Source organism: Verrucomicrobiota bacterium, assembly GCA_016200005.1.
Classification (GTDB): domain Bacteria; phylum Verrucomicrobiota; class Verrucomicrobiia; order Limisphaerales; family PALSA-1396; genus PALSA-1396.
Map to the genome: position 1 here is coordinate 128,405 of JACQFP010000064.1, position 22,336 is coordinate 150,740.

At 57.6% G+C, this 22,336-nt stretch carries 31 protein-coding genes; 10 read left to right on the top strand and 21 right to left on the bottom strand.

Annotated features, from left to right (window positions below):
• Positions 1-9 precede the first annotated feature (9 nt).
• The 7 genes from sucC (at position 10) to HY298_21910 (ending at position 4,907) form a co-directional block, all read left to right on the top strand.
• Positions 10-1,215 (top strand): ADP-forming succinate--CoA ligase subunit beta, encoded by a 1,206-nt coding sequence (gene sucC, locus HY298_21880; GenBank protein ID MBI3852913.1) that lies wholly within the window; start codon positions 10-12, stop codon positions 1,213-1,215.
• Positions 1,216-1,227: 12 nt separating this feature from the next.
• Complete coding sequence (locus HY298_21885; GenBank protein ID MBI3852914.1) at positions 1,228-1,608, top strand: retroviral-like aspartic protease family protein; 381 nt, start codon at positions 1,228-1,230, stop codon at positions 1,606-1,608.
• A 125-nt stretch (positions 1,609-1,733) separates the two neighbouring features.
• Positions 1,734-2,111 carry a hypothetical protein gene (locus HY298_21890; GenBank protein MBI3852915.1) on the top strand — a complete coding sequence of 126 codons (378 nt, stop codon included), beginning with the start codon at positions 1,734-1,736 and terminating at the stop codon, positions 2,109-2,111.
• 9 nt (positions 2,112-2,120) lie between these two features.
• Positions 2,121-2,492, top strand: coding sequence for a VOC family protein (locus HY298_21895; GenBank protein MBI3852916.1), 372 nt, complete (start codon positions 2,121-2,123; stop codon positions 2,490-2,492).
• Positions 2,493-2,500: 8 nt separating this feature from the next.
• Positions 2,501-2,995, top strand: a complete 495-nt coding sequence (locus HY298_21900) for a hypothetical protein (GenBank protein MBI3852917.1) — start codon at positions 2,501-2,503, stop codon at positions 2,993-2,995.
• Between the two features lie 54 nt (positions 2,996-3,049).
• Positions 3,050-3,949, top strand: a complete 900-nt coding sequence (sucD, locus tag HY298_21905; protein ID MBI3852918.1) for a succinate--CoA ligase subunit alpha — start codon at positions 3,050-3,052, stop codon at positions 3,947-3,949.
• A gap of 85 nt (positions 3,950-4,034) precedes the next feature.
• Positions 4,035-4,907 (top strand): YggT family protein, encoded by an 873-nt coding sequence (locus HY298_21910; protein ID MBI3852919.1) that lies wholly within the window; start codon positions 4,035-4,037, stop codon positions 4,905-4,907.
• A gap of 19 nt (positions 4,908-4,926) precedes the next feature.
• Here HY298_21910 and HY298_21915 read toward each other — a convergent pair whose 3' ends face one another.
• The 8 genes from HY298_21915 to HY298_21950 form a co-directional block, all read right to left on the bottom strand.
• The gene (locus HY298_21915) at positions 4,927-6,027 is read right to left on the bottom strand and encodes a response regulator (GenBank protein MBI3852920.1); all 1,101 of its coding nucleotides are present in this window, start codon (positions 6,025-6,027) and stop codon (positions 4,927-4,929) included.
• A 157-nt stretch (positions 6,028-6,184) separates the two neighbouring features.
• Positions 6,185-6,949, bottom strand: a complete 765-nt coding sequence (locus HY298_21920; GenBank protein ID MBI3852921.1) for a DUF4197 domain-containing protein — start codon at positions 6,947-6,949, stop codon at positions 6,185-6,187.
• Between the two features lie 175 nt (positions 6,950-7,124).
• Positions 7,125-8,417 (bottom strand): hypothetical protein, encoded by a 1,293-nt coding sequence (locus tag HY298_21925; protein ID MBI3852922.1) that lies wholly within the window; start codon positions 8,415-8,417, stop codon positions 7,125-7,127.
• 97 nt (positions 8,418-8,514) lie between these two features.
• Positions 8,515-9,441: a lactate/malate dehydrogenase family protein gene (locus tag HY298_21930; protein MBI3852923.1), complete on the bottom strand. Its 927-nt coding sequence runs from the start codon at positions 9,439-9,441 to the stop codon at positions 8,515-8,517.
• Positions 9,442-9,586: 145 nt separating this feature from the next.
• Positions 9,587-10,651 carry a class II aldolase/adducin family protein gene (locus tag HY298_21935; GenBank protein MBI3852924.1) on the bottom strand — a complete coding sequence of 355 codons (1,065 nt, stop codon included), beginning with the start codon at positions 10,649-10,651 and terminating at the stop codon, positions 9,587-9,589.
• Positions 10,648-10,950 carry an ethanolamine utilization protein EutN gene (locus HY298_21940; protein MBI3852925.1) on the bottom strand — a complete coding sequence of 101 codons (303 nt, stop codon included), beginning with the start codon at positions 10,948-10,950 and terminating at the stop codon, positions 10,648-10,650. The genes HY298_21935 and HY298_21940 overlap by 4 nt, the downstream gene beginning before the upstream one ends.
• Before the next feature lie 139 nt (positions 10,951-11,089).
• Entirely contained in the window at positions 11,090-11,368 is a 279-nt protein-coding gene (locus HY298_21945) for a EutN/CcmL family microcompartment protein (protein MBI3852926.1), read from the bottom strand.
• Between the two features lie 3 nt (positions 11,369-11,371).
• Positions 11,372-12,871, bottom strand: a complete 1,500-nt coding sequence (locus HY298_21950) for an aldehyde dehydrogenase EutE (GenBank protein ID MBI3852927.1) — start codon at positions 12,869-12,871, stop codon at positions 11,372-11,374.
• Between the two features lie 65 nt (positions 12,872-12,936).
• On the opposite strand from HY298_21950, the gene HY298_21955 reads away from it, so the two are divergent.
• A complete protein-coding gene (locus HY298_21955) occupies positions 12,937-13,149 on the top strand; it encodes a hypothetical protein (protein MBI3852928.1) in 213 nt (70 codons plus the stop codon).
• Between the two features lie 89 nt (positions 13,150-13,238).
• Here HY298_21955 and HY298_21960 read toward each other — a convergent pair whose 3' ends face one another.
• From HY298_21960 to HY298_21985, 6 genes are all read right to left on the bottom strand, one after another.
• Complete coding sequence (locus HY298_21960) at positions 13,239-13,550, bottom strand: EutN/CcmL family microcompartment protein (protein ID MBI3852929.1); 312 nt, start codon at positions 13,548-13,550, stop codon at positions 13,239-13,241.
• A gap of 82 nt (positions 13,551-13,632) precedes the next feature.
• Positions 13,633-13,917, bottom strand: a complete 285-nt coding sequence (locus tag HY298_21965; GenBank protein MBI3852930.1) for a BMC domain-containing protein — start codon at positions 13,915-13,917, stop codon at positions 13,633-13,635.
• Positions 13,918-13,960: 43 nt separating this feature from the next.
• Positions 13,961-15,148 (bottom strand): acetate kinase, encoded by a 1,188-nt coding sequence (locus HY298_21970; protein MBI3852931.1) that lies wholly within the window; start codon positions 15,146-15,148, stop codon positions 13,961-13,963.
• 27 nt (positions 15,149-15,175) lie between these two features.
• Positions 15,176-15,457, bottom strand: coding sequence for a BMC domain-containing protein (locus tag HY298_21975; GenBank protein MBI3852932.1), 282 nt, complete (start codon positions 15,455-15,457; stop codon positions 15,176-15,178).
• Positions 15,458-15,498: 41 nt separating this feature from the next.
• On the bottom strand, positions 15,499-15,786 hold the full coding sequence (locus HY298_21980) for a BMC domain-containing protein (GenBank protein MBI3852933.1): 288 nt from the start codon (positions 15,784-15,786) through the stop codon (positions 15,499-15,501).
• A gap of 298 nt (positions 15,787-16,084) precedes the next feature.
• Entirely contained in the window at positions 16,085-16,765 is a 681-nt protein-coding gene (locus HY298_21985; GenBank protein MBI3852934.1) for a phosphate propanoyltransferase, read from the bottom strand.
• An 85-nt stretch (positions 16,766-16,850) separates the two neighbouring features.
• Between HY298_21985 and HY298_21990 the strand changes: the two genes are divergently transcribed.
• Entirely contained in the window at positions 16,851-17,663 is an 813-nt protein-coding gene (locus tag HY298_21990; GenBank protein ID MBI3852935.1) for a DeoR/GlpR transcriptional regulator, read from the top strand.
• A gap of 39 nt (positions 17,664-17,702) precedes the next feature.
• On the opposite strand, the gene HY298_21995 is transcribed toward HY298_21990, so the two are convergent.
• The 6 genes from HY298_21995 to HY298_22020 form a co-directional block, all read right to left on the bottom strand.
• Complete coding sequence (locus tag HY298_21995) at positions 17,703-18,356, bottom strand: isoprenylcysteine carboxylmethyltransferase family protein (GenBank protein MBI3852936.1); 654 nt, start codon at positions 18,354-18,356, stop codon at positions 17,703-17,705.
• 15 nt (positions 18,357-18,371) lie between these two features.
• Entirely contained in the window at positions 18,372-19,778 is a 1,407-nt protein-coding gene (locus HY298_22000; protein ID MBI3852937.1) for a hypothetical protein, read from the bottom strand.
• Entirely contained in the window at positions 19,756-19,947 is a 192-nt protein-coding gene (locus HY298_22005; protein ID MBI3852938.1) for a hypothetical protein, read from the bottom strand. The genes HY298_22000 and HY298_22005 overlap by 23 nt, the downstream gene beginning before the upstream one ends.
• Positions 19,944-20,297, bottom strand: a complete 354-nt coding sequence (locus tag HY298_22010; protein ID MBI3852939.1) for an AbrB/MazE/SpoVT family DNA-binding domain-containing protein — start codon at positions 20,295-20,297, stop codon at positions 19,944-19,946. The genes HY298_22005 and HY298_22010 overlap by 4 nt, the downstream gene beginning before the upstream one ends.
• A 150-nt stretch (positions 20,298-20,447) precedes the next feature.
• Complete coding sequence (locus tag HY298_22015) at positions 20,448-20,684, bottom strand: ribbon-helix-helix protein, CopG family (GenBank protein MBI3852940.1); 237 nt, start codon at positions 20,682-20,684, stop codon at positions 20,448-20,450.
• 91 nt (positions 20,685-20,775) lie between these two features.
• The gene (locus HY298_22020) at positions 20,776-21,102 is read right to left on the bottom strand and encodes a putative toxin-antitoxin system toxin component, PIN family (protein ID MBI3852941.1); all 327 of its coding nucleotides are present in this window, start codon (positions 21,100-21,102) and stop codon (positions 20,776-20,778) included.
• Positions 21,103-21,110: 8 nt separating this feature from the next.
• Here HY298_22020 and HY298_22025 point away from each other — a divergent pair, with 8 nt between their 5' ends.
• Positions 21,111-21,410: a hypothetical protein gene (locus HY298_22025; GenBank protein MBI3852942.1), complete on the top strand. Its 300-nt coding sequence runs from the start codon at positions 21,111-21,113 to the stop codon at positions 21,408-21,410.
• 132 nt (positions 21,411-21,542) lie between these two features.
• Here HY298_22025 and HY298_22030 read toward each other — a convergent pair whose 3' ends face one another.
• Positions 21,543-22,280, bottom strand: a complete 738-nt coding sequence (locus tag HY298_22030) for a hypothetical protein (protein ID MBI3852943.1) — start codon at positions 22,278-22,280, stop codon at positions 21,543-21,545.
• Positions 22,281-22,336 lie beyond the last annotated feature (56 nt).

The following is a 22,336-nucleotide window of genomic DNA, read 5'->3' on the forward strand; positions in this document are numbered from 1 at the left end:
CTGTTTGACATGAACATTCACGAATATCAGGCCAAGCAATTGCTGGCCCAATACGGCGTCGCGGTGCCCGCCGGCGATGTCTGCGATCAACCCGCACAGGCCAGAGCGATTGCCGAAAAACTTTTCGTGGCTGGGGAGAAGCTCGTTGTCGTCAAATCCCAAATCCATGCCGGCGGACGCGGAAAGGGCACGTTCAAAAGCGGTTTTCAAGGCGGCGTCAAACTTTGCAAAACGGCGGACGATGTTTTCGAAAAAGCCAAAGCGATGCTCGGCCAGGTGCTCGTCACAAAACAAACCGGCGCGGATGGCCGGCTCGTGAGCAAGCTGCTCATCGCCGCCGCACCCAACATCAAAAAGGAACTTTATCTCGCGGTGCTGCTTGATCGCGCGGTGTCGCGTCCACTCATGATGGTCAGCACGGAGGGCGGCGTGGACATCGAGGAAGTCGCCGCCAAAACGCCGGAGAAAATCGTCAAGGAAACCATTGACCCGGCTGTCGGCATGATGCCCTACCAGGCGCGCAAACTCGCCGCGGCGCTCGGCCTGAAAGGTGATTTGATCAACCCCGCCGTCAAACTGTTGCTGGGCGTTTACAAAACCTGGTGGGAATGTGACGCGAGCATGGTCGAGATCAACCCGCTCTGTATCATTGCGGGTGACGACGGCAAGGAAACGCTCATGGCCGTCGATGCGAAGATTGGTTTGGACGACAACGCGCTCTATCGCCACAAAAACATCCAGGACATGCGCGACCTCGCCGAGGAAGCGCCGCTCGAAACCGAGGCGAGCAAGTTCAACCTCAATTACATCAAACTCGACGGCAGCATCGCCTGCCTCGTCAACGGCGCGGGCCTGGCGATGGCGACGATGGACATCATCCAGCATTACGGCGGCAGCCCGGCAAACTTTCTCGACGTGGGTGGCGGCGCGAGCAAGGAACAGGTCACGGCGGCGTTCAAGATCATCCTGCAAGACCCGAACGTGAAGGGAATCCTCGTGAACATTTTCGGCGGCATCATGGACTGCAACGTCATCGCCACGGGCATTGTCGCGGCGGTGAAGGAAACTGGATTGAAACTTCCGCTGGTGGTCCGCCTCGAAGGAAATAACGTTGTCGCCGGCAAACAAACCCTGGCCGACTCCGGCCTCACGCTCATTACTGGAGATTCGATGGCGGACGCGGCGCAGAAGGTTGTGAAGGCGATTGAGAAATGATAATCTGCCAACATGAAGAATCGTATGGGAACATTTTATACAAGCTGCCGGGTCGGGAATCATTTCGACCGGAATAAAACGATCGAAGTCCCAAAGGTGCTCGTGGACACCGGAGCGGAATTCAGTTGGATCAGCGCCGACACGCTCAAGAAGGCGGGAGTGAACCGGGAAAACAAGAGCTATCGTTTCGTCACCGCCACCGGACAGGAAATCACGCGGCCAATTGGATTTGCGGTGATTCACGTTGGCGATGCCGTAACAACCGACGAAGTTGTTTTTGGCGAACCTGGCGATTTGGAAATTCTTGGAGCGCGCACGCTGGAAGGCATGAATCTGCGCGTTGACCCTCGCGCCAAGAAACTTGTCGCTGGCGGGCCGATTCTGGCCGCATGAACACCAATCTCACCACCGGCAAAAAGACTCTGGCTGAATCCGGCCTTACCCTGATCACCGGCGATTCGATGGCCGACGCGGCGCAGAAAGTGGTGAAGGCTGTGGCCATGTAGAAGCATTCCGACATGCTGCTCTTGATCAAGACTGAAATGGATATGTATCGGTTGGCTGCCAGACTTAACGAGCTTCGCACTTCCGAAGAGCCTGCCCCCATTGATCTCGAAGAGAATTCTCGTGAAGCTTGTGTGGGTTACCTGATTCCGCCGGATGTCGGCCAACTGGTGCTTTACCGAAATTCCGATCCCGTTCAATTTGAAGACATGGCGGAGTGGCCGTACGTCCTCCAAGTTGAGAAGATGCCTGTTCAGTCTGAGGCCCAAGAAGAGATCGCTTGGACTCAATTGAAAATGTATGGTGCGTACCTACGCGTGAACAACATCGCCTCGGCGGTTTTAGCCGTTAAGCACCCAATGTCTGGGATTGAGTGGTCTGTTTGTGAATGATATTGAATTATGCTCAAAGTCATCGAACTCGCCTTTTGTTGTTACGCCGTCACGGACATGAAACGCGCCCGTGCGTTTTACGAGGACGTCCTGAACTTGAAACCCACCACCGTCACGGACAGTGAACACGGCCAGTGGACCGAATACGAATTCGGCCCGTATGCGCTGGCCATCGGCTCAGCCCCGGCGTTCAAGCCCAGCCCTGACGGCTGCACGGCGGCCCTCGAGGTCGAGGATTTTGACGCCGCCATCGCGCATTTGAAACAACACAACGTGAAGCTCCGCATCGAACCGATGGCCACTCCCGTCTGCCACATGGCCATGATCTTTGATCCGGACGGCAACACGATTTGCATTCACAAGCGGAATCCCGGACGTTGAGCCTCATTATGCAACCGTCGCAACCGCCCAATCCCATTCCCGAGGATTCAAAAGTCGCGGCCATGTTTCGCGAGCAGCGGGAGAACGCGACCAAGCTGCTCCACAACATCAAGCAGCAGTTGCCGCAACTCGAAGAGATGTTGGCGCACGTCGAGGGTCACTGGTGCATGGAGGACGGCTTTTATAGATTTTACCATCAATCCTTCAAGGTCTATCGCCTTCAGGAATTGACCGAGGGAATCTGCAAAGCGTTGCAGGCTCTTCTTCCAGACCGGCCCATGAACCGGTGGTTCACGGAGATTGTGGAGCAAGGCACCGGTCACGAGATTGAAATGTCACACAACCGAGACTGGCTTCGCCATACACGGCCCATCGTCGAGGCTTTTTTCCACGCGCATTACTTTCTGAAGTTGGCGGTCAAGTACGGCAAAGAACTGGAGACCGCGCCGGACGTCATGCCCAGCGGCTGGGCGACAGTCCTGTATTTGTTCGACTTGAGATAATCAGAATGACAACACCGACCTCGTAAATCGTAAATCTGAAATCGTAAATTTCACATGGCCATTCTCGTCAATCCCAACACCAAAGTTCTCATTCAAGGCATCACCGGCAGCTTCGGTGCGCGTCATGCCCAGCTTTCGATGGATTACGGCACGCAAGTCGTCGCGGGCGTCACGCCCGGCAAGGGCGGGCAAACTTTCGAGCACGGCGGCCAGCGCGTTCACATTTTCGACACCATCGCTGAGGCCTCAACCAAGACCGGCGCGACGGCAAGCGCGGTATTCGTTCCCCCACCCTTCGCCGCTGATGCCATTCTTGAAGGCGTGGACGCGGGACTCGAGCTCGTTGTCGCCATCACTGAGGGAATCCCCGTCAATGACATGGTGAAGGTAAAGCGTGCGATGGAAGGCAAACGCACGCGGCTCATCGGTCCGAATTGCCCGGGTATCGTCACACCGGGTGGAGGGAAGGATTCGCATGGCGGCTGCCGAATCGGCATCTCACCCGGCTACATCCACAAGAAAGGAAACATCGGCGTCGTGTCGCGTAGCGGCACGTTGACCTACGAAGCGGTGTGGCAACTCACGTCGCGCGGGATTGGGCAAAGCACCTGTGTTGGCATCGGCGGCGATCCGGTCAACGGCACCTCGCACCTCGACGTGATCAAACTGTTCAACGACGACCCGGGGACGCACGGCATCATCATGATCGGTGAAATCGGCGGGAGCGCGGAGGAAGAAGCGGCGGAGTGGATCAAGAAGAATTGCAAGAAGCCCGTGGCGGGATTTATCGCGGGCGCCACGGCGCCGCCCGGTCGCCGGATGGGGCACGCGGGCGCGATCATCAGCGGCGGCAAAGGAACGGCTCAGGCAAAAATTGCGGCTTTCAAAGACGCGGGCATCGGTGTGGCCGCGACGCCGAGCGAAATGGCGGACACGTTGTTGAAGATGATGTGAAACAATGCTGCGTGAGACGTGAAACGTGAAGGAGCGTGCCGGCTCGCGCGCAGCATGCTAGACCGATTACGGCTCACACTTGTTCATGGGGCTAATCGATTTCATCCTGAACCTCGCCGGGCTGCTGCTCTGGTTCAACTGGCGTTCCCGGCGCTTCGATCCGATTGCCAAGTCAGCGCCCCTCACCCTGGTGGGCATGTTGAAGAAAACGAGTTCTGCGCGCCTGCCACAGTGGAAATATCCGCTGGCTTTATTGTCGCTGCTGGCTGTTCGCGCGCTTTTCTATTGGCAGATTGGTGCGGCGGTCAATTGGACGCCCAGTCTGCAACTCGGCGCCATCGCGCTGGCCTTCCGCAGTGATTTTCCGGGACACATGTTCTTGTTTTCTTTGCTCAGTTTCGTCGTCGCGCTGGCCGTTTTTTTTCTCTGGTTGATTTTGCTCGCCGTGGTGAATCGCGGGATTCCCCGTGATCCGCTCCAAAAACTGGCGCGCCTTCATCTCGGTTTCCTGGATCGCTGCCCGTGGCAATTGAAATTACTGTTGCCCCTGCTGACCGGCGCGCTGTTTTGGATTGTGTGCAGCCGCGGATTCGCGTGGTTGGGCTTGATTCCGGCATCGCCGACACTGGTCGAACTCCTGGAACAAGCGGCACTCATCGGGCTGGCCACCTACCTTGTCTGGAAATATTTGCTTGTCGGTTTGCTGCTGCTGCATCTGCTCAACAGCTACGTGTATCTGGGCGAACATCCCTTCTGGAATTTCGTGAATGCAACAGCAAACAATCTGCTCGCGCCGCTTCGCCGGCTTCCTTTGCGCTGGGGCAAGGTGGATTTTTCTCCGGTGGTTGGAGCAGCGCTGGTGTTTTTTGTGGCGCACCTGGCCGAATATGGGTTGGACTTGTTTGGGGGGTTGCGGATTCCCGGGCTGCCGCAACTTTACCAGCGCCTCCCGTTCTGAGCCGGCGGACTTCCGCGACTCAAGACGCATGGGCCGTGGGAAGTTTCACGGTAACCGCCGTGCCCGCGCCCTGCGCGCTTTGAATGGAAAGTGTTCCTCCGTGCAACTCCGTGAGCCGCTTGGCAATGGCCAACCCCAAACCAAGCCCCTGCTGTTCGTGTAACTTGCGCTCAAACTGCATGTACGCGCCGACCTTGGTGATTTGTTCCGTGGAAAAACCGCGCCCGCGATCACTGATGGTCAACGTCGCCAGGCCGGGAGAAAACCCAAGGGTGACGCGAATCCGCGTGCCGGCCTTGGAAAACTTGAAGGCGTTGATCAACAACTCATCGATTATTTTGGTCAGGTATTCTTCCGAAATGGCGACCGATCCATCCGTCAGCTCCAGAGCCAGATCGGTCGGCCGGCCCGTGATCTCCGCCTGTTTTTCGGCGCAGCGCTTGATGACGTTCGCCGCATTCACGGTACGCTTCATCCGCAGCGTAACGGCTCGTTGGGAGTCGGTGGCCATGACTTCGACCTGCGTATAAATCAAAAAGTTTTCGATCAACCGTTCCAGACGTTTGCCCGATTCGTGAATGGTCTTTCCCATCTCCGCAATTTCCCCCGGCGGCAACATTCCGGCATCTGCGCTGAGAATTTCTCCGTACGCCAGAATGCCATTGAGCGGCGTGCGCAATTCGTGCGGCAGCATCAGGCTGATGTTGTCGCGCAAATCGGTCAGTTTCTTTTCCGCCTCCTCACGGAGCGCTTGCGCCTTCTTGAGCCGCGCTTCGACGGCGGCGTAAAGTTCAGTGATGCTGAATGGCTTGGGCAAGTAATCGTCCGCGCCCAGTTCCATCCCGTGACGCATGCCGGAGTTGTCGGCCATGCCCGTCATCAATATGAACGGAATCGAATTGGTCGCCGGTTCATTGCGCAGCGAGGACAACGTCGCGTACCCATTCATCTGATCCATGTTCACGTCGCAGAGAATCAGGTCCGGCGTTTCCGTCCGCGCCAATTCAACACCGGTGATGCCGTTCGTGGCCTCCACGACCTCGAACCCCCGTTGATGCAAGGCCGCCACCATCATCTCCCGCAACTCTGCTTCGTCATCGATGACCAGAATTTTTTTCATAGTTTCACCGTTGGCGTAAAAATATGCCGCCAGGTTTGGTTTTGTCCACTTTGATTCTTGGTTTTGAAGCGAACGGGCCGCCTCCTGGCCCGTGGTACGGCAGTTTGCGGAATAGTTGATGATAATAACGGCCTCCAAATGCCGCGGCCCGACCGGTTCAAGGTTTGACCGCCCCAAAAACCGTTTGCAACAGGTCGGTCGTGCGGGCCACCGGGTTTTCACGGATGCGCTTTTCTTCCTCGGCAATTTTGATAAACAGGCCGTCCAGCGCCTTGCGCGTGACGTAGGCGTCAATATCCATTGAATCCTTGTTGAGCAGCGAATTGCCGAGGCCGCCACCGAAATTCGCTTTTGCCATCATCTGTTTGTAACTGCTGGTCACGCCGGTTTGTTCCGTGGCCTTCTTCACGATGGGCAGGAACCGCTCGTAAAGATTGGTTTCGCTGGTGCGCCGGAAATATTGCGTGGCGGCGTTGTTGGTGCCGGTGAGGATGGCCCGGGCATCGGTCAAGGACATTTGCTTGATCGAATCACCCAGAACCGCGGCGGCTTGCGGCGTGGCCTGTTCGGCGGCGCGATTCATGGTGGTGACAAATTCATCAGCCAGTTTGTCCTGGCGCAAAGTGCGCAACGTCTTCTCCACCTTCTTCAAACTCTCCGGCATGGGAATCTTCACGCTGAGGTCGTTGAGAAAGCCGCCCTCCTTGCCGAGTGACCCCACAGCCTGTTGCACGCCCTTACCCAGCGCCTCCTTCAACCCGCCGGCCATCTGTTCTTGCGAGAGTGCCGACGTGGAGGCGGGTAGATTTGAAGTTTGATTGGTGACTTTGCCGGTCTTAATTCCCAGTTTCTCCAGGAGATCGGCCCGGGCCGGATTTGACAAAAACATTGTAGCAAGCGTGAGCAGAATCAAGGCACGCATGGTCGTTCTTTGAGTAAATGATTGAGCGAGACTGGCTGTCATTGGGTTCCTGTTTCACCGCGACACAAGAACAGACCACACCTGTCGCTTCAACGCAAATGCGAATGCTGTGGCGCTTCGGCCAGCCACGTTAACGGCGTGGTTCAAGGCAACGTGAAGTTGCCCCGCGAACGGGTCACGGCAAAGTCCGATTCAAGCGCGCCCGGTGATAGGCATGGCGTTGGGCTGCATTCATCCCGTCAAAATTCGGCGAGCCATCCGCGCGCTTGGGCCAGCTCGTAGCCGCTGAGGTAACGGGACGGACCTCGCTGCTCGCATTGTCCGCCTCGTTACCTCGGCGGCTACCCAAGCGTACTTCGTTTCGTACCTCCACCGTCGCGCGCCGCGCTACGCTCCCGTCATAACTCATCGCCTGGTCGGTGAGCTTGAGGTCGTCATCGAGCGAGCGGTGCGGCTTGATGCCTTTGCCCTGAAGCACACCGTGGTAGGCGCGGACGGCTTCCTCCGGCGAGACCTTGCCGTCGGTGATAAGCCGCAGCATTTCGATGAAAGCCAGTTGATGCTCGGCGTGGTTGATCTTGCGGCCGAACAGCGCGACGCGCGCTCCGTATTTCTGCGCGTCGTGGATAAGCTTGAAGGCGTCGTAAGTCGTGCCCGCGCTTCCGCCGAGGATGCCGACCACGAGGTTCGGATCGTACTGCGCGAGTTCCTCCATCGCCTTCGGGCCGTGATAGACAATCTTCAAGAAGATTGGCCGGCCAGACCCGGGCACGCCCGCCAGCGTGCGGAGGATGTTGTCGTTGATAAACTCGCCGAGCTTTTCCAGAGCGATGCCACTGGCAACGTTCGGGTCGAAGACCTCAAGGAAATGCCGGAAACCTTTCCGCTCCGCCTCTTCACGAAATTCCTTGTACCAGAGCAGCGCCTCGCGGTCCTGATCGAGATCGTTGACGAAGGTGATCGAGTAAAGGCCGAGGTTCGCGCCGGGGAACTCACCAGAGCCGTCCCGTTCGCACTCCACTTCGCCGCATTGGATATGATCGATGCTCGCGCTGCGAAAAGGCTGGCTCGGCTCGCGCGTGTAACAACCGTGGCGCACCGCCCACACGTCGGTCGTGTCGTTCGCGCGGGCGGCGGGCGTGACGTGCGATTTTTTGAACAACCCTTCCCGGATCGTGAGTTGCTCATTCACGTAGGCGGACATGAGCATGATGTCCACGAGGCCCTGGTGAACCACCTCTCGAATGATGTCGAGAAACTCCGGCAAATTGCGATAGCCGAACTCCTCGCGACTCCAGACTTCGGGGGAAAAGTGCGCCGGTTGCGCGCCGCGTCGCGCCAGATAACCCCGTGGTCCCGGCGAACGCACCCCAAACGCCATGTCCGCATCCTTCGCGTCGGCGATGATGAACGAGCGCGACGAGCGGCTGGCTTTGATTTCGGCGAGTTTGCTATCGAGGGATTTCATGGGAGGGATACAAATACCCAAGGACCCAAATACCCAAACACCCAGGCTTGCGCTCGGCTACTTGGGTACTTGGGTATTTGGGTAATTTGGTGTTCCATCACGCTTTTACTTTCGCCAACGTCTCCTTCAGCGCCCGCGCCGAGCCTTGCAACGCCATCAGCTCCTTCGGCCAAAGCTTAATTTCAACGTGCTTTTGAACGCCCGAGCGGCCCACCACAGACGGGACGCTCAAGCAGATGTCGCGAATGTCGTAGTCGCCCTGGACGAGCGACGATACCGGCAACAGCGATCGTTTATTCAACAGCACGGCATGAATGACGTCCCGGATGGCGATCCCGACGGCCCAACCCGCGCCGCCCTTGCGCTTGATCACTTCCGCGCCGCTGCCTTTGGTGCGCTCGAAGACGGCACTCTGGAAACCCGGCGAACATTCGGGCAGACCGGCGAGCGGCAGTCCGTTGACCGTCGCACTCGACCAGACCGGCAACATGGAATCGCCGTGTTCGCCGAGAATGAGAGCCTTCACCTGCGTGGGAGCAAGCTTGAGTTCCTCTGCGATGAATGAACTGAAGCGCGAGCTGTCGAGCATCGTACCCAAGCCATAAACCTGCCGCCACGGAAGTCCAAGCCGTTGCACCGCGAGCTGTGTAAGGATGTCCACCGGGTTCGACACGACGAAAACATGCGCGTCCGTTTTCATGCCCGCGGATTTGATGCTGTCGAGGATTTGAACGAACAGCGCAACGTTCCGATTGATGAGGTCGAGACGCGATTCATCCGGTTTGCGGCGCAGTCCAGCAGTGATCAGGAAGATATCGCTGTCAGCGGCGCGGGCGTAATCGCCGGCATAAATCTTCTGGTCACCCGCGAACGCGCTGCCGTGTAACAGATCGAGCGCTTCGCCCTCGGCCATGTCCTTGTTGGCATCGAGGATTTGCAGTTCGGCCACCAGCCCGCCGCATTGCAGAGCGAACGCCGCGCAGCTTCCTACCCGACCGCCTCCGCCAATGATGGTTACTTTCATGCGAAACAAGCTCCAAATTCCAAGCTCCAAGCACCATAGAAACTCCAAACTCCAAACTCGGAGCATCGCTCTCCGGATGACTCTAGGAGGATTGATGCTTGGTGCTTCTCTGGAGGTTGGATGTTGGTGCTTGGTGCTTTCACTTTCACGATTTTGAATCAGCCAACTGCGCTAAGATTTGATCCGTGATCGCTTTCACGGCAGCTTCGGCTTCCGTGTCGAATGAGGCGGCGGGCGACTGAGTGCCGGGCACGGCGCAAGTAACGCCGGGGCGCCACTCGTCATTGTCGCACAGCTCGCATTCCTTGAGTCCGAAACGCGGGTCGGGAATGCCGAGACTTTGCTTGATCTTCAACAAGTCCTGAAGCTGCTCCGGTGTCATAGTCTGCGCCGGTTTGCCGAGTTGCGCGCTTACCAGGACGGTGCGGCAATACGCCTCAAGGATTTCCATCTTGAAGTACGCGTCCTCCACATTGTTGTGGCTCCAGGAAACGACGCCGTGGTTCGCCATCAGAATCGTGTTGTGTTTGTCCACCAGGTCGGCGACGAGCTTGCCCATTTCCGGCGTGCCGGGCGTGCGATACGGCGCAACGGCGACCGACGAGAACACTTCGTACTCCGGAATCATGCACGTAGGCGGCACTAATCCGGCGACGGCGAAGCCGGTGCTGTATGGCGGATGGCAATGGCACGTCGCCACGGCTTTTGGCTGGCGCTTCATGATCTGGAGGTGCATTAGGATTTCGCTCGTGCGCTTCTTCGCGCCGCAAAGTTGATTGCCCTCGAAATCCACGAGGCACATGTCCTCGGGCTTCATGAAGCCTTTGCTCACCAAGGTGGGTGTGCAGAGCGCAATGTCTTCGCCGACGCGGATCGCGATGTTGCCGCCATTGCCGTCCACATAGGCGCGTTGCCACAAGCGGCGCCCGATTTCGCAGAGCTGTTCTTTCAACGCGTGGCAGTAGGGTGAGTTGAACAACGCTTCCAACTCGGCCTTTGCGGATTTGGAATTTAGCGGCTTGGCGGGCGCCGTCGTGATGGTGGCGAGGCTCGCTGCGCCGGAGGAACGACCCCCGCCGTTGTGCCGGTGCTTGTCGCGGAGGAGGTCCTTCGCGGACGGCGTATAGATTGCGTCAGCAGGCAGGCTTTTCAAGTCGCCGCCTTTGGCCAGCAAATCTTCGATGTCCCGGGCGCTGATGACGGTGTTCATTTATGAGGGTTGTAAAAAATATCGTCCACGAGCGCCGCGTTGATGGCGTCGATGGGCGTTGGCAGCTCGAACGGTTGCGCTGCCTCGCGTCCCTCGACGTAGCCGATGGTCTGGCCGACGCCACCGCCCAGCGCATCGTAAACCACCAGGCTTGGGTCCTTGCTCAGCCCAGGGGGTGTTTCACTGCCGCGCTGGTAATGCTCGCGTGTGAACGGTGACACGATGAGCCAGCGCGCGCCGACGAGTTCTGGCACGACTTTGTTTAAGGTGACACGACCGATGACAGCGCCGAGTTTCATGTTAAAGAAGCTCCACGCATCAACATGCAAGCACCAGAGAAATTCCAAACACCAAATTCCAAGAGATGCACCCGCGACGCCAACTTGGTGCTTGAAGTTTGGTCTTTCTCTGGAGCTTGGAGTTTGGATGTTGATGCTTTCATACTGGCACCCCCGTTTTCATTTCATCGACAACCCCGATGACTATCCAACGCGCGGGACTTTTTTGATCACCGACGGCGTTGCGCGCGGCGGCGCCATCGGAGGAAATCACCACGCGTTGATGCATACCGGCACCGTGCGGATCGATGACCACCTGCGGCGCACCTTCGGGTTCGCCGGCGTCGCTGATCGGCTGGCAAATCACGAACCGCCACCCCTCGAAGCTCGGATGTTTTCGAGTGGCGACCACATTGCCTTCAACGCGAGCGAGGAGCATGGCTCAATAGATTCGAAGATTGTCCACCATCACACAGCGCCTCACGCGAGTGAAGGTGCGCGGGTTCGTCACGCCCTCGCCCGTCGGCGTCGCAATTGAATAACTCAAATAGCCTTCGCCGCCGAGTCCGAGACCGGTCATGCACGAACCGTTCTTGATGAACAACGTCGTGTCCAGCGCGCGGCCCATCGCGGTCATCGCCTCGACGTCGTGTGAGTGAATGATGCTCGTGTGTTTGTAACCGTGCTCGGCTTCGAGCGAATGCGCCACCCCTTCCTCCAGGCTTTTCACACGCACGATCGGCAAGAACGGCATCATCTGTTCCTCGACCACGAACGGATGATCGGCGTCCGTCTCGGCGAAAAGTAGTTGCGTGCCGGAAGGGATGTTCACGCCCGCGGCCTTCGCCAGCACGACGGGGTCTTTGCCAATGAAATCCTTGTTCACCGACGCGTGGGCGCAACCACCGGCCTGCCCTTCCTTGAACGTGAACGCCGCTTTCGTCAATGCGTCGAGTTGAGAATTGGTCAACTTCACCGCGCCGTTCTGTTCCATCTGCGACATCAACTTGTCGGCGATGACTTCGAGCGCAAACACTTCCTTCTCGCCGATGCAAAGCAAGTTATTGTCGTAGGCCGCGCCTTGAATGATAGCCTTGGCCGCGCGCTTCAAGCAGGCAGTGTCATCGACATACACTGGCGGGTTGCCGGGACCGGCGCAGATGGCGCGCTTGCCGGTCTGCATCGCAGCCTTAACGACGCCAGGGCCGCCGGTGACGAGCAATAGGCGCACGACCTCGTGCTTGCACATCGCGGCGAAACTCTCCATCGACGGCTTCTCGATGATCGTGGCGATGTTCTCGATGCCGGTCTCGCGGTAGATGGCTTCGTTGTAAGCGCGAACGGCAACGGCCGCGCAACGCGAAGCCGCGGGGTGTGGGTTGAACACTGCGGCGTTACCAGCGGCAACGATATTCACGATGTTGCCGCTGAGCGTAGGAATCGAATGGGTGCTGGGCGTGACGGCTCCAACAACGCCGAAGGGTGTGTATTCTTCGAGCGTGATGCCGTGGTCACCGCTGCGCGCCTCCGGGCGAAGCCACTCAACACCGGGCACGAGTTTGAGGATCTTCAGCTTCTCTATTTTGTGGTCGAGGCGACCGATTTTCGTTTCGTCGAGTTCGAGCTTGCCCCACGCCTCGGCGTTCGAGTCCGCCATCGCCTTGATGATTTCAACAATCTTCACGCGCGCTGTGACACCCTTCTCCTGGAGTTGCAGGAAGGATTCGTGAGCGGCGGCACAGGCTTCATTGGCATCCGCAAACACGCCGAACTTACCACGCAGCGCTGGCGCTCTTGAGCTCGCGACTTTGCCACCGCAACCGCATGACGAATCAGCGGAGGCAGCGGCCGGAGCCACCTTCGTTACAACCGGCGCTCCACCGAGGCGGCCAAGTACTTCGGCGACGACATCGCGAATCAAAGTTTCATTCACAGCGCTCATGAATCATTGGTCTTGAAATACGTTTTTTTTGAAGCAAGATAATCGCATTAAGTATGTCCCAAGCCATCCAACTTGAAGTGGAGATGCCGGGCGATCTGGCAAAGTTTCGATTGCCCAAAGGAGTGCAGAAGCGCCTCCGCAATCTGCTCGACAAACAAGACCAGGGCAGCCGCCTGACGCCCGCTGAGAAACGCGAGGCCGAGGGCTTGGTTGATCTCGCCGAACTTCTTTCACTCCTCCGTCTGCGTTCGCGGCGTTTGAACGGTCGTCGTTCCTGATCTGCCATTGCGCGGAAGACACCCGCCGCCCAAGTATTTGTGATCGCGACCACCGGACTGTTTGCGTCTTCGTCATCTGAATCTCCAGTTCATTGCTTCGCGTTGTAGATTTGTTTCCCCAGCACATCCACAGCGTCCACGATGCCGATAATGACGGCGTCCACCGGCGCGTCTTTCATGCCGCCGGCGAGCCGGGCGCTGCTGCCCTGGCAAAACATGACCAGTTCGCCGAGGCCCGCGCCGAGGGAGTCCACAGCCACAATGGTGTTCGCGCCGGGACGGAACTTTCCCGGGTCTTTGTCATCCACCAATTGGGGGCGCAGCAGCAGCAGCTTGCGGCCGTTGATGCTGGCCTCTTTCTTGGTTGAAACGACTGAGCCTTCGACTTTAGCGAGGAACATAAGCGTGATGCGTGTTGCGTGTTCCGTGAAACGCGAACCGGACGGGCACGCCCATCAGGAATCACGGATCACGAATCACGATTCACTTTTTCTTCGGCAACACCGCGTCCACATCGTTGTGCGGGCGGGCGATGACATGCACGCTGACGACTTCGCCCTTCATGGCCTTAATGGCCTGGGCGCCGGCGTCCGTGGCCGCTTTGACGGCCGCAACGTCCCCGACAACGACCGCAGTGACGAGGGCATTGCCGACCTGCGTCATTGGACCGGCGAGTTCGACGTTCGCCGCTTTGAGCATTGCGTCGGTGCCCTCGACAAGGGCGACGAGACCGCGTGTTTCAATCATTCCTATTGCTGGTTGTGCCATGGTTTTATCTTTCGTTTTGAGTTGATGGTTAAAAGATTTGTGATTAGTTGTTTTGCAAGAGCTGTTTCACCTCACGCGCGACGACGAGTTCTTCGTTGGCCGGGATGACCATCACCTTCACCCCCGAATTTGCGGTGCTGATGACGCCTTCCGTGGCGCGTGTGGAATTGTTCTTTTCCGCGTCGAGCACGATGCCCAACTGGTCGAGGTTCGCGCAAATCGCTTCGCGCAGTTCGGTGCGGTTCTCACCGATACCGCCGGTAAACACGATGGCGTCGGCACCATTGAGCTGGAAAAAGTAACCGCCCGTCCAGCGCCGCACTTCGCTGACAAATACGTCAATGGCGAGCTTCGCCTTCGCGTTTTCCTTGGCGGCGGCCTGTTGAATATCGCGGATGTCGTTGGAAAGACCGCCGCTCAGTCCTTTGAGGCCACCCTCCTTCGCGAGTTGACGCTGCGCTTCTTCAACGCTAATGCCGAGCGTCGTCACTACGTAAGGGACCGCCGCAGCGTCGAGGTCGCCGACACGATTGTTGTGCGGCAAACCGGATTGCGGCGTCATGCCGAAGCTGTTGCCGATGGCCACGCCGTTCAGAATGCCCGTCACGCTTGAGCTGCCGCCCAGATGGCACGAAATCACACGCAGCGGAGCGCCGTTGACGGGCGATCTACCACCGTCACGGTAAAGACGGCGCGCGCGCTCCGCCAGGTCAGCGCGACCCAGTAATTCCGCGCTGCGCTCGGCGATGAACTTGTGGCTGGCGCCGTGAAAGCCCCAGCGGCGCACGCCGATCTCATGCCACGAGTCGGGCACCGCATACCGCATCATCGCCTCGGGGGCGAATTGGTAGAATGCGGTTTCGAACAATGCAATGAGCGGCACACCGGGCAGGCGTTTCGCAAAGAGGCGGATGCCCGTGATGTAGGCCGGGTTGTGCGCCGGTGCCAAGCCGTTGTAGGCCTCCATGGCGTCGAGCACGTGTTCGTCGATTCGCACACAGCCGGTGACGTCCTTGGCGATGACGGTTTTGAAACCGCCCGCCGCGAGGTCGCGTTCGCTTTCGATATGTCCCTCGTGTTTGAGCACGGCAAGGCAGTAATCAATTGCTTCAGGGTAGTCCGTCACACGCTCGATTCCGCCCTTGTGCAGAAGGTGTTCGGCGTTGTTCGAGAAGTCGAACAACCGCCACTTGAGCGAAGTTGAACCGATGTTGGCGACGAGAACCTTCATGCGAGGCGCACCGCAGTCTGATTTCTCCTACTCCTGAAGCCAGCGGCCGAGCGTAACCAGCCCGTCGTGGGGACGCGGGATGACCTGGACGCTGACAACCGTGCCCACCTGCGACGCCGCGGAGGCGCCAGCATCGGTGGCGGCCTTGACGCTCGCAACATCGCCACGAAAAAACGCGGTGACGTAGCCGGAGCCGATTTTTTCCCAGCCGGTGAAGGTGACGTTTGCGGACTTGAGGGCGGCATCGGTGGCCTCGAAGAGAGCGCACAAACCCTTGCATTCGATCATGCCAATTGCTTGTTGAGCCATAGTTTTATTTTGAGTTGAGAGTTGCGGTTGCGTGGCGGCTATTATTTTTTCACGGCGTTGTCACCAAGGAATCCCTTGATCAAGTCATCGTGCGGGCGCGCGATGACGTGGCTGGCGATAAGTTCACCCACCTTCCCCGCAGCCTTGCTGCCCGCGTCCACGGCGGCTTTGACGCTCGCCACGTCGCCCCGGCAGATGACGGTGATGAGACCGCCGCCGATGGGGATGGTCCGGGAGATGGAGATGTTTGCGGCCTTGGCCATGGCATCAGTGGCTTCGACGCTGCCGGTAAAGCCCTTCGTTTCGATCATTCCAATTGCTTCGATCATAGGTTCGTTCTTAGTTTATTGTTGAGAGTTAATGGTAATTACTTTCGCGCGTCTTCTTTTACTTCCCGAACTTTCGTAAATCTCTTCCCCTCGCCCACCACGAAAAAGCTCCGACCACAGCGGCAATCCACACGATCATTTTCAGCGAGATCGTCTGAGCAAGTGTGGCCAACAAGCAAAACTTTCTTCTCGCACAAACACAGCCAAGCAGCATTGTTTCCACTACTCGAAGCCTCGGATTGCGTTCCGTTCAGCAGAACCAACTTAACGATGTCTTGGGGTTGGGGCATGTTCTTAACTATGTCATCAGTTCAACCGACGTGTCGGGTTGGAGATTGCAGGCGTTGCCCTCGTCCGTGTCGATGTGGACTTCAAGTTTGAAGCTCTGGTCCACGCGGACGAGCATCTTGTCGAGGATAATGCCGGCGGGGCCGCCAATCTTCAGTTTCATACCGTCACCGGCCTTGACGCCGTAATACTCAGCATCGGTTGGGTGCATGTGAACGTGGCGCATCGCGCGAATCACGCCCTGCTCCATCTCGAAGAATCCCGCCGGCCCCATCAACATGCAGCCGAGCGTGCCCTTGATATCGCCGGAAATTCGGTGAGGCAACTCGAAGCCCAACGCAATGCCGTCGGTGTAGGCGAGTTCGACCTGGTTGAGAGTCCGGCAGGGACCGAGAATGCGCAGGTTGGAAATCACGCGGCTGCGCGGGCCAATCAGGGTCAGCGTTTCCTTCGCGGCAAACTGGCCTTCCTGATAAAGCCATTTGTGGACTTGAAGCTGGTAGCCTTTGCCAAAAAGCGCTTCCGCCGCGTCCTGCGTGAGGTGGCAGTGACGGGCGCTGATGTTGACGACCAGGGGATTGGGCGCCGCCGCGGGCTGCGGCAAGGGTTTGCCGAGCCTAGCATAAACGGCCTGTCGAACCAGATGTTCGATCACCGCCCGGTGCGGCCTGGATTGCAAGGCGATAGACATCGTTGATAGATTTTGATAGAAAATGAAATTATGTCAACTATTTTCTTGCAATAATTATCATACTATTCCACGATTCTGACAGGCAATGCAGACCGAAGAGCGTCAAAAGCGTATCGATGAACACCTTGCGAAGGTGGAATTCGCCTCGTTGGAAGAGCTTTCCGAACTGGTGGACGCTTCCGTTTCCACCGTGCGGCGTGACCTGGACATCATGGAAGCTCAAGGCTCCATCCAACGTACCCACGGCGGAGCGCGCCTGGCCAATCCCAAGTCGGACGAGTTCACGTTTTCCGCCCGCGACACCCACCAGCTTTCCGAGAAGGAAGCCATCGGCGAGGCGTGCGCGGAGCTCATTTCCCCCAACCAAACCATCATTGTGGACGCCGGCACGACGTGTTTTCATGTCGCCCGGCATCTGGAAGCCAAGACGCCCCACATCATCACCAACTCCCTGCCCGTCGCAAACGCGTTCTCTTCCACGCACAAGCTGGAGGTGGTGGTGAGCGGCGGAGTGATTTATCCGCGTCTCGGTGTGCTGGTGGGGCCGCTGGCCGTGGCGTCCTTCGCCCAAGTCCACGCCGACGTGGCAATCATGAGTTGCGGCGGCATCTCGCCGGAGGGAGTCAGAAATTCCCACGGTCTGCTCATAGATATACAGCGCGCCATGATGCAAGCCGCCAGGCGCATCATTATGTGCGTGGACCACACCAAATTCGGCCGCCAATCCATCAGTCATCTCTGCGAGTTGAAGGACATTGACACCATTGTTACAGACCAATCACCACCGGTCGAGATGCAGGCTGCCCTAAAGAAGGCGGGCGTGGAATTGATCGTCGCAACGGCGGACGGGCCGAAAGTCATTCTGAAAAGCCGGACGAAATCACCGAAGCCGAAGTAGCAAATTACCTCCGCAGGGATGCCATCCTGCAATCGGCACTCACCAAACCCCTGGCAGCAAACGATAGCGTACTTGTTCAGCGTACGCCGGATAACCTTCGAGCTCACGGCGCAGAAATTTGTCTTCCATCTCGGTGCGGCGGACAATCAGGAACACAATCCCTGCTACTGGAAGCAATGCCCACCAAGAGCCAAGCGCCAAGGCGACGAACGTTGGGCCGCCCATAATTCCAAGGTAACCCGGATGTCGGAGGAACCGATACGGCCCATCGCTAATCAAATGATGACCCCGTTCGGTTTGAATTCTCACGACCGGTGAGAAGAAACGATTCGCCATCATTGCCCAGAACGAGAGCGCCAGCGATGCGGCCAACCCGATCAAGCCCACCAGTCGCCAGCCGAATGGGACTGTGTCCGACCAGTGAAAACGGCCCACATCCAGCCCAGCAACAATCCAACTCCCCAAGATGCATGGAGCGATGGCCGCACGCAGGTTGCGATCTTTTCCACCGGGCGCAGGCTTGAGCCGCTCCTTCCGCAGCGCTGGGTCGATCTTGAATAGAATCGTTACCACGAACGCCGCATAGATTCCGAGGCACGCCCACGCGAACGGCAAATCCCAAGTTCCGGCCGAACCAAACATCCCGGCAAACATCACGCACAGCGTAACCGCGATTCGGAGAAACATTTTCATCCGATTGGCGACCGCCTATTCGCCAACCAGACGTTCGATGTCCTCGCGCGAGACAATGAACAAATCCATGTCCGCCTTCACCGCGCCGAGACTCACCAGACATTCCGTGAACAACTCGCGCGTCTTCAGTTCCAGTTCCTGCGAGCCGAGATTCGTCATGCACTTCAGGATATGCTGACCTTTGCGCACGTGCGTTCGTTCGTCGGAGCGAATGAAGTCGGCGATGTGAAACAGCAGCGAATCATCCTTGTCACGAGCGGTGTCGATCAAGCCGTTGATGGTTTTAAGCACGCCAACTTCGCCAAACAAATTGATCTCCGCCATCGCGTAGGCTGGCTCCATCGGACCGCGACAGGTTGAACTGGTCAGGCGATTGCGCAATTCGAACGGATCGTAGCCGGCGGCGAGCAACGCGCGGTGACCAATCTCCGTGTGCCGCGCTTCGTCCCAGGTGATGCGCGCCAGATCATACTCCGCCTGAAAATCAATGAACCGGATGTCCCAAAGAAATGTTCCGAAGGCCTCAATGGCATCGACTTCATCCCGCTGCGTCCGGATAAATCGCAGGCGAAGGCTTTCGTAAGAATCCTTTTCGAAACGCGGCTGGCCATCCGCCGTATCGTAGTCGCCGGTGTTCATGAAAGTGTCGAAGCGTGTGTCGCGCTTGGGCACCGTGCCGCGCAGAAATGGTTTCTCCGCGATACGCAACGGAGTCGGCTCGGGATTGCGCGCATCCACTCCCGTCACCCCGCCGATACTGCCCAATAACCGTTGCAGATGCCAGCGCCATGTCGCCAATCGACTCTCCTCTATTCCGCCCTCGATGTAAGCTGTGATCGCGCCCTCGGCCCATTCACGCATCGGTTCGTAATCGGTGAGGATTCGCTTCAAGGTGCGGATGGTGGGAACGTCAGTGACCGGATCGGTGTTATCAATGTGATGACGGTAAGTTGTTTCGAGCGCCTTGCCGATGACTTGGTGCATACCGGCCAAAAGCTCCGGCGTATCAGCCGCGCTGAGAAGCTCGTCAAGGAACCGGTCAATCTCCGCGTCGCGGAATGCATCGATGTCCTTTGGGCGCATTTCCTGTTCGCTCAATCGTTCGCGCAGAAGGCGCGCGGCATCAGCGTGGTAAAAAATGTGCCGGCCTGTTTCAACCTTCACCTCGAACTCAGGAATGCTCAACGTCCATGCGCCCAACGCCTGGGCCAGCCGCCGTTCAAAGTAAAAGAAGAGCAACAGACGCCGCGCGTTTTCCTGCACCGTGAACTTTCCGCCCAGTTGCCGGCGGTCGCGTGGAAAGCGATAGGGAAAGGATTTTCTTCGTTGTTCCGCCGCCGTGCGCTCCGCTGGACGCGAGACCGTGGGGATTTCGCAACGGGACTCGTTCCCGTTCTGATCAGGGCTGCCATTGGTTTTCATAAATGTTTCCTCCGACAATCGGGGTTGTGTCATTCAAAATGAATTCGAGTTCACTTTGCGTCAAGTGGGGAATGGAAGTCCCGTTCACCCAGGCTTCGAGACAATGAGCCGGCTTGCCTCGCCAGTAAGTCGCACTGGCAACGATGTTGGTGTCGAGAACAACGGTCATCGCCGCTGCGCGCGCGCTTCCTGAATCGCCTGTTCGACGGCGAGGTCATCTTCCGTCGTGGGCTTTGGCTGCGACCGGCTGCGTTCGAGCAACGCGGCGCATTGCTCGCGCGTCAGGGGCTGATGCTTGCGGAGAACGAGCGTGCCCTTGTAAAGCTGGACATCCAAAGTGTCGCCGGGCTTGAGTTGGGCGTCTTCGCGCAACTCGTGTGGGATGATGATTTTACCGTCTTCAGCCAGGACCGCTTTCATGACGGGAAGATACCCAACCGACCGCCGTTTGCAAAGCCGATGTTTCTGAATCAGCGTCAAGTCGCCCAAGACGCCAAGGCAAATGGTAATGGCAGACATCGCAACCAAATAGCGGTGTGCGCCACATAAAGGAACTTCAATTTTCTCGAACTCGCGGCGACTCACCGAACACGCCCCAAACAAAAAGCGAATGGTTTCCCGTCCGCTTTTTCGTAAAACTCCGGTCGTAACCTCGCGCGACGGCGACCATCACAACTCATCACCCGGCATCGGCGGGACATCCGGCGAAGCGGCCAGGTATTTCTCAAAATCTTCCCGGCGTCCAGCAGCGGCCTCCCGGCGCAGATAGTCCATCGTGAGGACGACCGCCAGCTTTTCACCGGCAGCACTGGCCATAAACTGGCTGGCCGAATATCCTTCCTTCGCGGCCAGCGCCTCGATGGTTCTCTTCAACGACTCCGGTAATTGGACAGTCAGAGTGCTCATGATTTTTGTTGTGTCAGTTTCAGGAATTCGCGGGGTGAGATCACTGTGACACCAAGCTGCTCTGCCCCGTGAAAATCTTTCACGTTATGCGTCACAAGATAGCGACAACCCCTGCAAAAGCCAGTTCCAAAACCATGTCGTCATCCGCGTCGCGCAAAAAAGGCCGCCACAGGAAATGAATCTCCTGCAAATGCGACTGGCCGGCGAGATAACGCAAATAGTTCCGGGTTTCCTCCACCGTGCGGCCAGGCGACAGGTTTTCATCGCGCGTCAGCACCTGCTGCCACTCCATGTAAAGCGACACCGAAAGGCAAAGCTCGAATCCAGCTGAAGGAATTGAGCTGACCAGCGCATAACTTGCGCCCCGTCGTGACCGGGCGGCTGCTACAAGCACGTTCGTATCAAGGACGACTCTCATCTGACGGCTTGTTCAATCAAATTGAACTCTTCGGTTTTCGTAATGGAAGACATCGCCATCAAAATAGCGGTGCGCGGCGCGCAAAGGAACTTCAAATTTCTGAAACGCGAAGGGAAGGCGCGGCTGGTTGCCGCAATCTACAAAAGACATTTACCGCCCCGTGGCCGGCGGTCGCGTGGGAAGCGATAGGGAAAGGATTTTCTTCGTTGTTCCGCCGCCGCGCGTTCCTCCGGACGCGAGACCGTGGGGATTTCGCAACGGGATTCGTTCCCGTTCTGATCAGGGCTGCCATTGGTTTTCATAAATGATTCCTCCGACAATCGGGGTTATGCATTCAAAATGAATTCGAGTTCACTTTGCGTCAAGTGGGGAATGGAAGAAATCACTCTCGCTGGTGAAATGAAAGCCCAATTGGTAAAAGGGCGGGGGTTCAAAAGGTGTTAGCCACCTTTTCTAGGCACTGACTTTACAAAACTAACCAAATCTTCTGCAGCCAATTTCAAAGACTCGGCAGCAGACGCTTGCTCGGCTCGTCGCATCGTCTCAGAAAGATCAAGGTCGGCCGGCTGCTTGAGTTCCAGCCGTTCACGACTCACGACACGCGTGAATGGGACTAGACCCGTACGCACGTCCAACAGCACCAACTCGCATGTGCTGTATGCCTTCGCCTTGTCTTTGGCGAATGCCCTGTATTGTGAATACGTATCGCTCCCGACTCGAAACACCAGCAGCAAGTCAGCCTGCATCCTCACCGCTGCCTCCCTGAGAACTGGAATCGACACCCGACTCGGCGTCATGAGGGAAGGCAATGGGGTCACTTCCGCAATCTGATCTGACGCGAGAAGGGCTTTCGACAACGTGTCCACCTGCCCCTGCTGAAGCTTCAAATACTCTTCGTCACGCCAGTAAGATCTGCCGTAATACCTTGTTCCTTCCGTGTCGGGAAACTTCATAAGCGCCAGCTTCGCTTTCGCTGGAAGCTCTAGTTTGCTTGAAAGTATCCGCGCCACCACGTCATCGCCCAAAATCGCTTGGTCTGAGGGAAAGAGGGACGTGGCGATTGGCTCTTTGGCTGCGTATTCTGCCGTTGCCATAATTGGCGTTACTCCTTGAGGCGACTTGCAGCCTGAGAGCACAATTCCCAAGTATGCCAGTGTGACAATGTGTGTTGTTTTCATAGAATCCAACTGTGTGGCAGCCGCATATTATTGTTTTGCCGCAGTGCGTGCGCGTC